Genomic DNA, 14,222 nt, shown 5'->3' on the forward strand with positions numbered 1-14,222 from the left:
ACTTGCGGCCCTGCCGTCAGTGGCAGGGCCGCAGGTACGTCGCGGAACTGGAGAGGTCAGGCTTTGCCTTCGCCCAGGGTCACGTCGGCGGTATGGGTCTCGCCACCGCGGAGATAGGTGACCTGCACGGTGCTGCCGGCGGCATGTTCACGGATAGCGGCGGTCAAGGACTGGCTGTCCCCGATGACACGGTTTTCCACTCCGGTGATGACATCGCCCTTCTGCAGCCCGGCCTTCTCCGCTGGCGAACCCTTCACCACTTCGACCACGTCGGCGCCGACCGAGAACTGCGTGTTGCCGGAGGAGTTTCCGGAGGCCTTGGCGGTGACCGAGACGCCGAGCATGCCGTGGCTGGCGGACCCGTCCTGGATCAACTCCTGGGCAACCCGCTGTGCGTAGTTGCTGGGAATGGCGAAGCCGACGCCGATGCTGCCGCTGTCCTGGCTGGCGGACGCGATGGCCACGTTGACGCCGATGACCTCGCCCTTCGTGTTCACCAGTGCGCCGCCGGAGTTGCCGTGGTTAATGGCTGCGTCGGTCTGGATCACGTTCAGGAAGATACTGCCCTGGTTTGCAGACTGCTTCTCGCCTGGGAACTGGAAGTTGAACTGGTCGCCCGGGCTGGGCTGGGCGCTGTCGCCGGAATTTTCCGGAACCGCCGAGGAGGAGACGCTGATGGTCCGGCTCAGCGTGGACACGATCCCGTCCGTGACTGTGCCCGCCAGGCCCAGCGGCGCGCCGATGGCGATGGTGGTGTCGCCGACGTTCAGTTTCCCGGAGTCGCCGAACGCCGCCGGCGTGAGGCCTTCGGCGTTGATCTTGATCACGGCCAGGTCCGAAAGCGGGTCGGTGCCCACCACCTTGGCCTTGTGCACGTTGCCGTCGCTGGTGCGTACCTCGACGTCGGGGTTGGACGTCTGGCCGCCCAGCGTCACCACATGCGTGTTGGTGAGGATATGGCCCTCGGTATCCAGGATGATGCCGGATCCGGAACCGCCGGTATTGCCGCTGGCCACCGAGATCGTCACGACGCTCGGCGAGGCTTTGGCCGCGGCCGCGGTGATTTCGTTGACCGAGTCGGTGTTGTTCACGATCAATTGCTTGGGCGCGCTGCCGGTCATCGAGGTGCCGGCAGAACCATCGACCAGTGCCTGCGACCCCACTGCCACGCCGCCACCGGCCAGACCCGCAAGCAGCATGCCGGCAATCAGCGTCCCGGTGCCGAAACGCTTCTTGGTGCTGACCGCGGCCTGCTGCCCGCCGCCATAGCCGGGAGTTGTCCCGTAGCCGTGGCTGCCGTAGCCGCCGTGGCCGGATGACGTGTCTTGGCCGTGGCCGTACTGGCCAAAAGTACCCGGCGAGTACTGGCCGTATTGAAGCGTCGGGGCCGCCTGCGTCTGTTCCTGTGCCGGGACCTGCCGGCCTGCATCAGGTGCCGTCGAACCGATCTGCTCGGTGTCGTTGGCAGCGGACCGCTGCTCCCCGGCTCCGAACGCCGGCGGGTTCTGCGGCTGCGGCGGTACTGGCCGCGCCGGCCGCTGCTCCGGTTCCTGGTTCTTCTCAGTCATGGCAGGTCCTTTCTTGGTCTGCAGTCCACTATGCACGGCATCGCTGGGATAACGTCGAACGTTTCCTGAAAGGTGTCTGGGAAGCAGCCGGATGCGTACGACAGCGGCGCCCGCCGCGTCGCAGGGCGCCACCTACCGGTGGAGTGCAGCCTGAAGCCCTTGGTTTTGGTGCATCGGCGGCTGCCGCGTTCGCCGCAGGCGGAGGGCGTCGGTGGACTGCGCTTAATACAGGACCATAGAATCACAATGGCGGAGCCGCCCCGTTCGGGGCGGAACCATGCTGACGAGCCGGGGCACCACGGCCCCAGTTTGTGTTTGCCGAAGGGACCTTTATGCGTTCACCGTTCAGGCGTCTGGCGGCCATAGCCGGCCTGACCGCAGTCTTCCTTGCGCCCGCTGCACTGGCGTACGCTGTGCCTCCGGTCGACTTTCCGCCAGGTGAGTTTGTGGTGGACCAGGCCGGTGTGCTGGGTGCCCGCACGGGCGAAGTCGAGGACGCCGTGCGTGAATTGCAGCAGTCCGAAGGCTTGAGCGTCTACATTGTGTACGTCGACGAGTTTACCGACCCGACGGCCCCCCAACAGTGGCTGGATGGCACCGCCAGATTGAACTCATTCGGCTCCGTGGACAGCATCCTGACCGTTGCCGTGGACAGCCGCCAATATCTTTTTGAATCTGCGCGCGGCAATCCCGCCAAGCGGCACGACCAGGAGATCGCCCAGTCCATCGGGCCACTGTTGGGCCAAGAGCAGTGGGCGGACGCAGCCCTCACCACGGTGGCTGCGGTCAAGGACGCTGCCACCGGCGGCACCGGATCGGTCAAATCCGGTGGCGGCGGTGTCTCGCTGGCCCCGGTGCTGCTGATCGGCGCCGTGCTGGTGCTGGGCGGCGGTGCGGCCCTGCTGTACTCCCGGTCCAAGCGGAAGAAGGACCACCGCCGACAGCCGCAACTGGTGGCCGGCGCGGACGGCCGTCCGATCGACCCGCATGACGCCATGTCCGTGGCGGACCTGCGGAAGAAGGCCGGAAGCCTGCTGGTGGCCGCGGACGACGCCATCAAATCCAGCGAGCAGGAACTGGGCTTCGCGATGGCACAGTACGGCGATGAAGCAGTCCAGCCGTTCCGCGAGGACATCACCGCGGCAAAGTCCCACATGATGGAGTCCTTCAAGCTGCAGCAGCAGCTGGACGACCATATTCCAGACACCGAAGAGGAGCAGCGGGCCTGGCTGGGGGACATCATCCGCCGTTGTGAAGCAGTCAATGATTCCTTGCAGGCACACAAGGAAGACTTCGACGCACTGCGGGAGCTGGAAAAGACCGCACCGCAGGCACTTGCGCAGGCACGCGCTGCTGCGCAGGAAACCCGCGGCCGGCTGGACGACGGCACGGCGCGGCTGGAGGAGCTCCGTGCCCGCTATGCCGACAGTGCGCTCCAACAGGTCACAGACAACATCGACCAGGCCGGAGAACGGCTGGATTTCGTCGAGAACGCAGCCACCACCGCCCAGGCCAAGCTGGACGAGGGAGACCGCAGCGCGGCCGTGATCGCTGTGCGTGCCGCCGAGGAAAGCCTGCACCAGGCCAACATCCTGCTGGAGGCCATCGCCAAGACAGCCAAGGACCTCGACGACGCCCGCACCGGCATGGAGCGGACCGTCGCCGATGCCGCCCAGGACATCGCCCAGGCCAAAGCCATCCTGGCGACCGGGCAGCATCCTGAGCTCGCCGGGCCGGTGGCCGGCCTGGAGGCAGCCCTGTCCTCGGTTCAGCAGCAGGTCGCCGGTGGACGCATTGATCCGATCATGATGGCGCAGCGGCTCGAGCAGGCCATGGCGCCGCTGGATGCCTCGCTCTCGGGCATCCGGGACAGCCAGGACCGCAACCGGCGTGCCCGGGAGGCCCTGCAGCACGCCATCATGTCGGCGCAGGCCCAGATCTCCGGCACCTCCGATTACATCCAAGCCCGACGCGGCGGGGTCCGCAGTGAAGCCCGAACGCGGCTGGCCGAGGCCGAACGGAATCTCGACCATGCGCTGGCGATCGCGGACTCCGATCCGGAGCAGGCCCTCAATTACGCCCGGCAGGCCAATGCCCTGGCCCAGCAGGCCAGCCAGATGGCCCAACAGGACGTGGACGGCTTCGGCGGCATGGGCGGCTTCGGCGGCGGAGGGATGTTCGGTGGCCGGGGTGGCGGATTGGGCGGAGCCATCCTCGGCGGCATCCTGATCGATTCCATCCTGCACGGCGGCCACGGCTCGCACGGCAGCGGCGGGTTCTTCGGCGGCGGAGGAGGTGACGTTTTCGGCGGCGGCGGATTCGGTGGATTCGGCGACGGCGGCGGTTTCGGCGGCGGCTTTGGCGGCGGCTTCGGTGGCGGAGACGGGGCCGGCGGCAGCTTCTAGACCAGACAGGCTGGGCAGCCGACCGGCTGCCCAGAAGGCAAACAGTTCGAGTAACCCAGATCGAAAGGCATCACCGTGGTAAAGCACTCCATTTTCGGCCGCATCGCACAACTGGCCAAAGCGAACATCAACTCTCTCATCGATCAGGCCGAGGACCCGCAGAAAATGCTGGACCAGATGGTCCGCGACTACACGAACAACATCGCCGAAGCCGAAAGCGCCGTCGCACAGACCATCGGCAACCTGCGGATGCTGCAGGACGACTACAACCAGGACCTTGAGAACGCCAGCAGTTGGGGCAACAAGGCATTGGCCGCCAGCCGGAAGGCCGACGAATACCGTGCCTCGGGACAGCCGGCCGATGCCGAAAAATTCGACAACCTCGCCAAGGTAGCGATCCAGCGGCAGATTTCCTCCGAGAACGAAGCCAAGGGCGCCGAGCCGACCATCGCGTCACAGACCGAGATCGTCGAAAAGCTCAAGCAGGGCCTCAACCAGATGAAGGGCAAGCTCAATGAGTTGCAGAACAAGCGCGACGAACTGATTGCCCGTTCCAAGACCGTGCAGGCCCAGACACAGGTGCACGACGCCATCAAGAGCATCGACGTTTTGGATCCCACCAGCGAAGTCGGCCGCTTCGAGGAAAAGATCCGCCGCGAAGAAGCGAGGGTCCGCGGCCAGGCCGAACTTGCTGCCTCCAGCCTGGATGCCCAGTTCGAAAGCCTGGAAGACCTCGGCGAACAAACCGAAGTGGAGGCAAGGCTGGCCGCCCTGAAGGCCGGCAGCAGCACCGCGCCCTCCTCACTGGAGGCCGGCAAGGAAGCGACCTCGGAAACCTACTGACCCCAACCGCCTGAGGCACATTGAAGGGCTCCGGCCGCACCTGGCGAAGGTGCGGCCGGAGCCCTGTCGTTTAGCGGCGAGGCTTCACGGCCTGAAGGAAGCGGTGGCTTGCGCCGCGCCCCGGTCGGTCCGGGACCTCCCGGGCGCGGCGGAGCGCCTGCGGATTGAAATGCCGCGGCCGGTGCAACTCTGTCTCCAGCGGGCCGGTCTTCGGCTCCCGCAACACTGCCTCTCCCCCGTCCCGCTGCGGCAGCGGACGACGGCGAGGGCGCACCGAGGACCCCGGCGCAGGCCTTGCGGCTGACGACGCTGCAGCGACCGGGACAGCAGCAGCGGTGCCGCTCGATGACTCTTCTTCGCTTCTGGGCCGCGGCTTACGCAGCAGGAGCCAGCCTGTCAGCGCTGCATAGGCAGCCGGGATCAGCCACACCGGGAAGGCCTCCAACACGTCTATCAGCAACCCGTGGACCCCGTGGGCGGCGTCGATCAGGCGGTCTTCGACCTTGGTCCCTGAGGCGTCCCGCGCGGCGAAGAAGGCGTAGTAGGCCGTGCCCAGCCCGGCGAGCAGGAGCAGGTACCCTTGCGCCTTGTGCACCACGGTTCCACCGGCGGGCCATCGCCGCCCGGCAGCACCCCCCAGCCACGACGCGGCGGCACAGAGAAGGCCGAACCCGGCGACCAGGCCGAGGAGGTACGCGGCGATTTCCACCCCGGCGGCTCCCACACCGGCTCCCCGCTCTCCTTCCATTTCCGCCAGCAGTTCCGGAAGTTGCGGGGCCAGCGAAGCCAGTCCGGTCACGGCCCCGGCGGCTACGAGGCCGCCGAGCCGGATGCTTATCCCGCCAAGCGGTGACGCTGCTTGCAACAGCGGCACACGGCCGCCGGCGACCAGGAAGGATGCCAGCAGCACGATCAGCATCCCTGTCCCGGCGGAGACATAAGCCAAGGCAGCAGCCGCGGACGCCTGGCCGCCGGTGGCCAACAGCGCCACCGAGAACGAGGCAGCGTAGCCGCCGGTCAAGGCCAATGCCGCGGCGGCAGACCAGCGCAGGCCTGCTGACGTTGGGATGCCTGAAGCTCGGGCGGCGACCATGGCAAGCCATACCGGTAAGAACAGCAGGCTGCATGGATTGAATAAGGCTGCTACTCCGGCGGCGAGGGCATAGCTGGGCACTGATTCAAGCATGGGATAAACAGCGATCTTTCCAGGGGAAAATCGGAAACGGGTGAAACCATTCTATCCGCCCGTGTTCCACGCCGTGCCAGCCTGGGTTCCGCGCAGTGGGCCGGGCACGCAAAAGCCCCGCCCGATGTGACATCGGACGGGGCTTTCACCTGTCGTTGCGGGGAGAGGATTTGAACCTCTGACCTCTGGGTTATGAGCCCAGCGAGCTACCGAACTGCTCCACCCCGCGGCGCAGTGAATACATTACCGGCCGCGGGATGGTGAAGCAAATCGGTCATTTGCCCTCGGTTGCCTGCGGAGACGGCTGCGCGGTGGAGCCGCCGGCGCCGCCATCTGGGGCGGCTCCGGAGATGGCCCCTTCGGCGTCGATCGCATCCTGGAGCGCCTTCTGCAAGCGCTTCTGCGCTTCGCCGTAGGCTGCGAAGTCACCCTTGGCCAACGCTGCTTGTCCGTCCTGGATTGCCGTACGGGCCGTCTGCAGCGCTGTCTGCAGCTTTTCCTCGGACGTGGTCGTGGTCGGAGCCGCCGGCGTTGACGGTGTCTCACCGACGTTGCCTTGGTCGCCGGTGGTGGCACCCGAATCGCCTTGGAAGACCTGGTCCAATGCTTCGGAGAGCGTCGGAGCAAAGCCCACTGACTCGCCGAAGCTGACCAGCACGCGGCGCAGGATCGGGTAGGAGGAGGCGCCCGAGGACTGGACGTAGACCGGCTGCACGTACAACATGCCGCCGCCGACCGGGAGGCTGAGCAAGTTGCCGTTGATCACTTCGGACGCACCCTGGCGCAGCAGGTTCAGCGCCTGCGACACTTCGGTGTCCGAGTTGAACAGGTTCTGTGCCTGGCCGGGACCTGGCACCGTGATGTCCCGCGGCATTTCGAGCAGCCGCATGGTGCCGTAGTCTTCCGCCTTCTCTCCAGCCTTACCGGTACCGGCATCGGCGTTGACGGACAGGAACCCGTACAACACGTTCCGGGCCGGCTGGCCCGGCGGCGTGAACGGAATGAACGGAGTGGTCAAGGAGAACGAGGCCTGGTCCTGGTTGGGCATCCTCAGCGACAGGTAATACGGCGGCTGCTTCACCGACGAACCCTCGCCCAAGGTCGGGTCTGCGGGGACGCTCCACGCGTCCGAGTTCTCGTAGAACTGGCCGACGTCGGTCACGTGGTAGCGGGTGAGCAGTTCACGCTGCACCTTGAAGAGGTCCTCGGGGTAGCGAACGTGGGCCATCAGGTCGGCCGACATTTCGCTGTACGGCTTGATCGTGGTCGGGAAGACTTTCTCCCAAGCCTTGAGCAGCGGGTCGTGGTCATCCCAGGCGTACAAGTCCACCGAGCCATCGTAGGCGTCGACGGTTGCCTTGACGGAGTTGCGGATGTAGTTGACGTCCTCGGCGGGCAGGGCGACAGTGGCCCCTTCCCTGGTGGTCGAGTCGGTCGTTGCTGATTCCAGCTGCTGCGGCGTCGAGTACGGGAAAGCCTTGCTGGTGGTGTACGCGTCGACGATCCATTTCACCCTGCCGTCCACGATCGCCGGATAGGCGTTGCCGTCCACGGTCAGGTAGGGGGCCACCTTCTCGACACGTTCGCGGGGGTTGCGGTCGTAGAGGATCTGGGACTCGGAGTTGACGGCATCGGAAACCATCAGGTCGGTGGACTGGAACTTCAAGGCGTAAACCAAGCGGTTGAACCAGTTTCCGATGCGCGGACCGCCGTCGCCGTCGAAAGTATTCCGGGTGTCCGTTTCGGCGTTGGCGCTCTGCGGCCTGTCGATCTCGATCGGGTTGCTGCCCTTGGGTGCGCCCACAATCGAATAGTCCGGCGACTTTTCGCCGAAATAGATCCTCGGCTCATAGCTGGAATCGTTGGCCAGCTTACCCTGGGTCGGGATGCCGGAGAGCAGGAAGGAGGGTTTCCCGTCGGGTTCGACCCTGGAGCCGGCGGCTGCCACCACACCGTAGCCGTGCGTGTAGAGCAGGTGCTCGTTGACCCAGCCGGCCGGCACGCCCGCGGTATTCAGCTCACGGACGGCGATGACGGTGTCCTGCACCTCGCCGTCGATCTTGTAGCGGTCCACGTTGAGGGTCTTATCGAACTGGTAGTACTGCCGGAACTGTTCCAACTGGGCAAACGCATCGGAGACCAGGTTCGGGTCCAGCAGGCGAATGTTCGCCGTGGTTTCCGCATCCTTGCGGAGCGCACCGGCTTCAGCCTCCAACGTTGCCTTGTAGTTGGTGGACTCAATCTTGTCCAGCCCATAGGCCAGTTGAGTCAGCGCGATATTGCGTTGAATGTAGTCGGCTTCGACCTTCTGTTCGTTGGGTTCCACCTGGAAACGCTGCACGATCCACGGGTAGACGCCGCCAGCCAGAATCGCCGTCACGATGAGCATCGCGGTGCCGACGATCGGCAGGCGCCAGCGTCCGACGAACGCGGAAACGATGAACAGGATGGCCACCAGGATGGCGGCGACGGCCAAGATGGCCTTGGTGGGAATCACCGCATGGACGTCCGTGTACAGCGCCCCGGTCCACTTCCCGGCGTCGGACTGCACGGTGGCGTATCGGTCCAGCCAGTAGTTGATGCCCTGCAGGATCAGGAAGAGCGCGGCGAAAACTGCCACGTGGATTTTGGCAGCCGTCGAGGCAAAAAACCCCTTGTCCTCCAGCCGGATGCCACCGTAGAGGTAGTGGGTGAGCAGCCCGGCAATGCCGGCGATCAGCACCACGCTGATCAAGAAGCCGTTGATGAAACCCAGGAACGGCAGCGTGTTCATGTAGAAGCTGTAGTCCAGGCCGAACTGCGGATCGGCCTGGCCGAACGGCTGCTGGTTGAAGAACAGCAGCACGGTTTGCCATGCCGTCGCGGCGGCGGTGCCGGCGAAACCGGCGAGGACCACCGGGATGCCGATCATCAATAGGCGGCGCACCGGTTCCAGCTGCTGCTGGTACCGGTTCAGATTGTCCTGCAGTGAGCTGTCCGGCGCGTACACCGGGCGCGACCGGTAAGCCACCCGGAGGCTGAAGTAGACGGCAAGGCCCATGACCAGGAAGGCAATCAGGAAGATGGCGATCCGGGTGCCGTTTTCTTTGAGAAAGACTTCCAGGTAGCCCAACTGGTTGTACCAGAGGATGTCTGCGTAGATCTGGGAGAAGAAGACGAAGCCGACCACCAGAACAGCCACCACAATCAGGGTGGGTACCAGTGCGGAGCGCTTCTTGCCAGGATTGCTGGGCGGTGTTGGCCGGTCCCCGTAGGACCGGTCTTGTCCGAACGTCACTCGTTACCTCGTTATTTGCGTGTTTAGCGTCGCGACGAACCCGCCGCTGCCGGGGAAACACCCCCTAGTACCACGAACGGACGTCTCGGAGGGTTCCTGCCCCATTCTGCCTTGTCAGCACCGGCGCGGGCGAACCGCTGCCGCGGCCAGCCCTTTACTGTTGCCTGAATGTGACCCCCCAGCTGAAACGAATCAGCCGCAGGCAGGCAAGGATGAGGCGTCCCCGCCTTCGCCGACCAGCGTCACGGCGTGGACGGCGTCGTCCAAGGTAGCCACCGAAACCACCTGCAGGCCGTCGGGAACATGGCCGGCAACCTCAGCGCAGTTGGCCTCCGGTGCCAGGAACACGGTAGCCCCGGCTTCTGCCGCGCCCAGCAATTTCTGCCGGATGCCGCCGATCGGTCCGACGGTGCCCTCGGCGTCGATGGTGCCGGTCCCGGCGAAGTGCTTGCCGCCGGTCATCTCCCCTGGGGTCAGGGTGTCGATGATGCCCAGCGCAAACATCATGCCGGCGCTGGGGCCGCCCACGTTGTCCAGTTGGATCTTCACCTTGAACGGGAAGTCGAATTCAGTCCCCAGCAGGACCCCCAACTGGTAGACGCCGTCGTCGTTGGCCTTGGGAGCGACATCAACGGTTTCCTGCCGACCGTCGCGGGTAATGCCCAATTCCACCGGGGCACCCTCACTGGCATTGAGCTCCTCGCGCAGCACGTCGATGCCGGTGACCGGCCGGCCGTTGACCGTCCGTATGGTGTCCCGCGACTCCAGCTTCCCGGCTGCCGCGGCGTCCGGAGTGAAGTCGGCCACCGACAGCGTCTGCGAGTACTTCACATCCAGCTGAGTCAAAGCTGCCGCGACTGAAGACTCCTGCGACGACGCCATTAACGCAGCGTTCTGCTGTTGAATATCGCTTTGCGTCACGTTCGGCGGATAGACCAGGTCGGTGGGAGCGACGCTGCGCTGCGGGTTCACCCAGGCGGCCAGGACCTGCAGCATGTTGACGTGCGAGTTGGGTCCGCCCTCCACGTACACCGTTGTGAGGTCCAGGGCGCCGGAAGTTTTATACGTCTGGTGGTCCGGAACCTCGATGAGCGGCGTTCCGGAGACCTCGCCGATGGTGTTGATCGCCGGACCCGGCGTTTCGATGACGTATCCCGCCGGCAGCGCCAGTCCTACCGCCCCGGCCACAACGGCCACGACTGCAGCGGCCGCCATGACCGGCCCCCTGCGGTCCTTGGGCCGCGGCGCCGGCTGCGGGCCTGCACCGCCGCCCGCCCAGCCGGATGCGCCGGGCTCAGTGCCGTTGCTGGTGGACTGTGTCACCTGATGTTTTCCCTCTGCAGCTCTTCGGGTCGACGCAGACGGTACTGCCGCCTCGTGGCGCTGGTGGCGCCTGCTCTAGCGTACGCCGTCGGCCTGGCATTGGCGGTGCCAGGCTTGCTCGGCCTAGAGCGAACTGCATGACCTCCGGCGCGACAAGGAATCCCGGCTGCCGGTAACGTGGGAGTGACGCAACACCCCGGGCACAGTCCCCCGCCGCCTCCCCGGCAGCCGCTGCGGCCCGTGCCCGTTCCAACCCCTCGAGGACCGGTGGTAGTGATGACCCCCAAGCAGCCAGATGACGACGCGCAGGATCCGCTGTCGGAGATGTTCGCGCGGCTTTTCGGCGGTCAGGCAGGGGACATAGATCCCGCGGCCATGGCGAAGGCCGCAGGACTGCCCTCCGACCCCAACGCCCTGGCCCAGATGTTCCAGCAGGTCCAGGCCATGATGAACGCCCCATCCGAAGGGCCCGTCAACTGGAAACTGGCGCATGAAAATGCCCGCAAGGTGGCGGCTTCGGACAGCGACCCGTCGGTGTCCGCGCAGCAGACCCGGGCTATTGACGAAGCGCTCCGCCTGGCCGAGATGTGGCTCGACCCCGCCACAACAATTCCCGGTACGGGTGTCATCGGCCGCGCATGGTCCCGAGCTGAATGGGTCGAGGCGACGTTGCCCACCTGGAAGCGGCTGACGGAACCGGTTGCCAACAGCATCGCGTTCGCGCTGACCTCTGCGCTCACCGAGCAGGTACCGGAAGAGATGAAGCAGATGCTCGGCGGGGCGCATTCCATGCTGCAGAACCTGGGCGGCGCGATGTTCGGCATGCAATTGGGCCAGGCTGTCGGCGCCCTGGCCAAGGACGTGGTCAGTTCCAGCGACATCGGCGTTCCGCTGGTGGAGGGAAAGATGGCGTTGCTGCCGGCCAACGTCAAGTCCTTTGGTGAAGGCCTGGACATTCCTGCGCAGGACGTACTGCTCTTCCTGGCCATCCGCGAGGCGGCACACACCAGGTTGTTCACGCACGTGCCCTGGCTGTCCGGCTATCTGCTGGGTGCGATCGAAAGCTATGCGCGCGGCATCCACATCGATATGGGGCGGATCGAAGAAGTGGCCCGCAATATCGACCCCAGCAACCCCGAATCCATGCAGCAGGCGCTCTCGCAGGGTGTCTTCATGCCGCAGCGCACCCCGGAGCAGGATGCCGCGCTGATCAAGCTGGAAACAGCCCTCGCGTTGGTCGAGGGCTGGGTGGATGAACTCACCGCCAGCGCCGCGGCCAACCTGCCGTCCGCCCCGGCGCTGCGCGAAACGGTCCGGAGGCGCCGCGCTACCGGGGGCCCGGCTGAGCACGCGTTCGCTGCCTTGGTCGGCTTGGAACTGCGGCCTCGCCGGTTGCGCGATGCTGCGGCCCTCTGGGCGGCGCTGAAAGAGGAACGCGGGATCGAGGGGCGCGACGACGTCTGGAACCACCCGGACTTGTTGCCCACGCCCGAGGACCTGGACGATCCGGCTGGCTTCAGCGCCCGCCGGAAACTGCTCGACGCCTCCGAGGCCGAAGTCGATGAGGCGCTGCAGAAACTCTTGAGCGGCGGATTCGATGGGCAGCCGGACGAGGGCAGTTCCCCGGAACCGGACGGAAGCCCCGACGGGGACGACAACGGTTCAGCAGAGGGCGGTCCGGACGACTCCGGAAACGGAGACCGCAGCTAGCCGTCGCTTTCGTTGGCTCCGTCCACCGCGTCGTCGTCCTGCAGGCCGCGTCCCATGGCAAAGGCCGCACCTGAGAGGAAGGCCTTGGCCCGTTCCAGCTGCGGGTAGGGCTGCAGCAGCCGCCAGAAACGCGGCCCGTGCCCAGCCTCCAGCAGATGCGCCAGCTCGTGCAGGATCACATAGTCCACCACCCAGGCGGGCATCTCTTTGATCTTGTCGGAAATGCGGATGGTGCCTCGGGCCGGTGTTGCCGATCCCCAGCGGTCGTTCTGGTTGGACACCCAGCGGATGCTTTCCGGCACCGCATCGCCTGCCAAGTAGCGCTCCGACAGCTCGGCCGCGCGCCGGGCCAGCTCGGTGTCGTTGGTAGCCGTGCGGCCTGCCGGACGTGCGCTGCGGGTTTCGAGCTTGGCCAGCATCCGCCGCACCCACTCCTGTTCCTGCGCCTGCGTGAAGTGGCCGGGAATGGAGATCACGGCAGCCCCGTCCCGCCACGCGGCCGAGACCGTCCGGCGGCGGCGCGCGGAGCGTTTGACCACCACGGGGGCACCGCTGGCTGTGGTCAACGGCACGCGCTCTCCGGTGCCTGCCACCAGCGGCACCGGCCGCGACGGTGCCGCTGAACCGCGGGATTTCTGCGTCTGTTCTGCTCGGGACATGCGTTGAGGTTACCGGGTGGCTCCGACCGCCCGCATCCACCCATCGGCGCTGCCCCGTTTTCTGTGGATAACCTTCGGGCACCGGCCGGCGGCATGCCAGCATGGATTACCAGCTCGATCCCGGTCCCGGGCAAACGGCAAGGAGGCGGCCATGGCTCAGCTGAAACTCAATCCCGGCCTGCGCATGGTCGAATTCGCTGCGGGTACCGTGCAGTTCGGCCTGGGGGCCGGCGGGCTGGTGATCGAAGGAACCGGGGAATCGGACCGGCAGTTCCTGCGCCGTCTGCGTCAGGGGTTCGAATCCTCCGAGCTGGACGCGGTGCGCACGGGTTGCGGGCTGGATGTCGAACGGGCCGCTTTGCTGCTGGCAGCGCTGGCGCCCGTGCTGGTGCCGGATTCCGGCGGGGAACGTTTGTCCGGCTTGCGCGCGGACCGGCTGGCCCCGGACGCGCGCCACTGGTCTGCGGTCTACTCGGCGGACAGCGAGGGGTCGCTGGCCGCGCGGAGCCGCTGCGTGGTGCAGATCATCGGGCTGGGGCGCACCGGTGCAGCGTTGGCCACCGCCCTGACCGCCGCCGGCGTCGGCACCCTCCTGCTGGAGGATCCGGCCGTGGTGAGCCCGGCGGACGTTGGCTCGGGCGCCTTCCGGATCACCGACATCGGCCTCACCCGGGGACAGGCTGTCCGGCGCGCGGCCCGCCAGATCGATCCGACGGTCGCCTGCCACCTCTTGCCGGGAACGACCGCGGAGCAAGGGGCTGCCGGCATCTTTCCACGGGCGCTCAACTTGGCCATCTACCTCGACCGCGATGTGGCGGACCCGCGGGTCGCGGCGGCGCTGATGAGCCGGGGCCACCCGCACCTGAGCGTCCTGGTCCGTGAGCACGACACCCTGATCGGGCCACTGGTGGTCCCCGGCCAGACCAGTTGCCTTGGCTGTGTGGAGCTACATCGGGCGGATGCCGATCCGACGTGGCCGGAGGTCGTCGCCCGGCTGACCGGCACGCCGGGCAAAGCGGCTTCCCGGACTCCGGCCGACGAGGTATCGCAGTCGGTAGCCGCCGCCGGTTTGGCCGCCATCCAGGCCCTGCTGTTTTTGGACGGACGAAACCAACCTGGCAGCTTTTCCGCCGTGCTCAAGCTTGAAAGCGGCGACGGCAGCGTTTCCCGGCACCCCTATCCGCCGCATCCGGACTGCGGCTGCGTGCTGGCTGCGGCGTCCTGACACCGGTCCGTGGCTGCAGAACCCTG

At 66.4% G+C, this 14,222-nt stretch carries 9 protein-coding genes and 1 tRNA gene; 4 read left to right on the top strand and 6 right to left on the bottom strand.

Annotated features, from left to right (window positions below):
- Positions 1-56 precede the first annotated feature (56 nt).
- A complete protein-coding gene (locus AC5RWX_RS03680; protein ID WP_493956367.1) occupies positions 57-1,568 on the bottom strand; it encodes a S1C family serine protease in 1,512 nt (503 codons plus the stop codon).
- Positions 1,569-1,900: 332 nt separating this feature from the next.
- On the opposite strand from AC5RWX_RS03680, the gene AC5RWX_RS03685 reads away from it, so the two are divergent.
- The gene (locus tag AC5RWX_RS03685) at positions 1,901-3,973 is read left to right on the top strand and encodes a TPM domain-containing protein (RefSeq protein ID WP_494096975.1); all 2,073 of its coding nucleotides are present in this window, start codon (positions 1,901-1,903) and stop codon (positions 3,971-3,973) included.
- Between the two features lie 75 nt (positions 3,974-4,048).
- Positions 4,049-4,816, top strand: coding sequence for a PspA/IM30 family protein (locus tag AC5RWX_RS03690; protein ID WP_493938641.1), 768 nt, complete (start codon positions 4,049-4,051; stop codon positions 4,814-4,816).
- A 70-nt stretch (positions 4,817-4,886) separates the two neighbouring features.
- Here AC5RWX_RS03690 and AC5RWX_RS03695 read toward each other — a convergent pair whose 3' ends face one another.
- The 4 genes from AC5RWX_RS03695 to AC5RWX_RS03710 form a co-directional block, all read right to left on the bottom strand.
- Positions 4,887-6,002 (bottom strand): hypothetical protein, encoded by a 1,116-nt coding sequence (locus AC5RWX_RS03695; protein ID WP_494096976.1) that lies wholly within the window; start codon positions 6,000-6,002, stop codon positions 4,887-4,889.
- A gap of 155 nt (positions 6,003-6,157) precedes the next feature.
- A tRNA-Met gene (locus AC5RWX_RS03700) sits at positions 6,158-6,231 on the bottom strand.
- A gap of 45 nt (positions 6,232-6,276) precedes the next feature.
- On the bottom strand, positions 6,277-9,279 hold the full coding sequence (locus AC5RWX_RS03705) for a UPF0182 family membrane protein (RefSeq protein WP_493943444.1): 3,003 nt from the start codon (positions 9,277-9,279) through the stop codon (positions 6,277-6,279).
- Positions 9,280-9,471: 192 nt separating this feature from the next.
- On the bottom strand, positions 9,472-10,602 hold the full coding sequence (locus AC5RWX_RS03710; protein ID WP_493956370.1) for a YlbL family protein: 1,131 nt from the start codon (positions 10,600-10,602) through the stop codon (positions 9,472-9,474).
- A 276-nt stretch (positions 10,603-10,878) separates the two neighbouring features.
- Here AC5RWX_RS03710 and AC5RWX_RS03715 point away from each other — a divergent pair, with 276 nt between their 5' ends.
- A complete protein-coding gene (locus AC5RWX_RS03715; protein WP_493956371.1) occupies positions 10,879-12,312 on the top strand; it encodes a zinc-dependent metalloprotease in 1,434 nt (477 codons plus the stop codon).
- Here AC5RWX_RS03715 and AC5RWX_RS03720 read toward each other — a convergent pair.
- The gene (locus AC5RWX_RS03720; protein WP_494096977.1) at positions 12,309-12,971 is read right to left on the bottom strand and encodes a M48 metallopeptidase family protein; all 663 of its coding nucleotides are present in this window, start codon (positions 12,969-12,971) and stop codon (positions 12,309-12,311) included. The two genes, AC5RWX_RS03715 and AC5RWX_RS03720, sit on opposite strands and share 4 nt — an antisense overlap.
- A 151-nt stretch (positions 12,972-13,122) precedes the next feature.
- Here AC5RWX_RS03720 and AC5RWX_RS03725 point away from each other — a divergent pair, with 151 nt between their 5' ends.
- Entirely contained in the window at positions 13,123-14,196 is a 1,074-nt protein-coding gene (locus AC5RWX_RS03725; protein ID WP_493943448.1) for a TOMM precursor leader peptide-binding protein, read from the top strand.
- Positions 14,197-14,222 lie beyond the last annotated feature (26 nt).

It is taken from the genome of Arthrobacter sp. SPT-J7 (assembly GCF_059089965.1).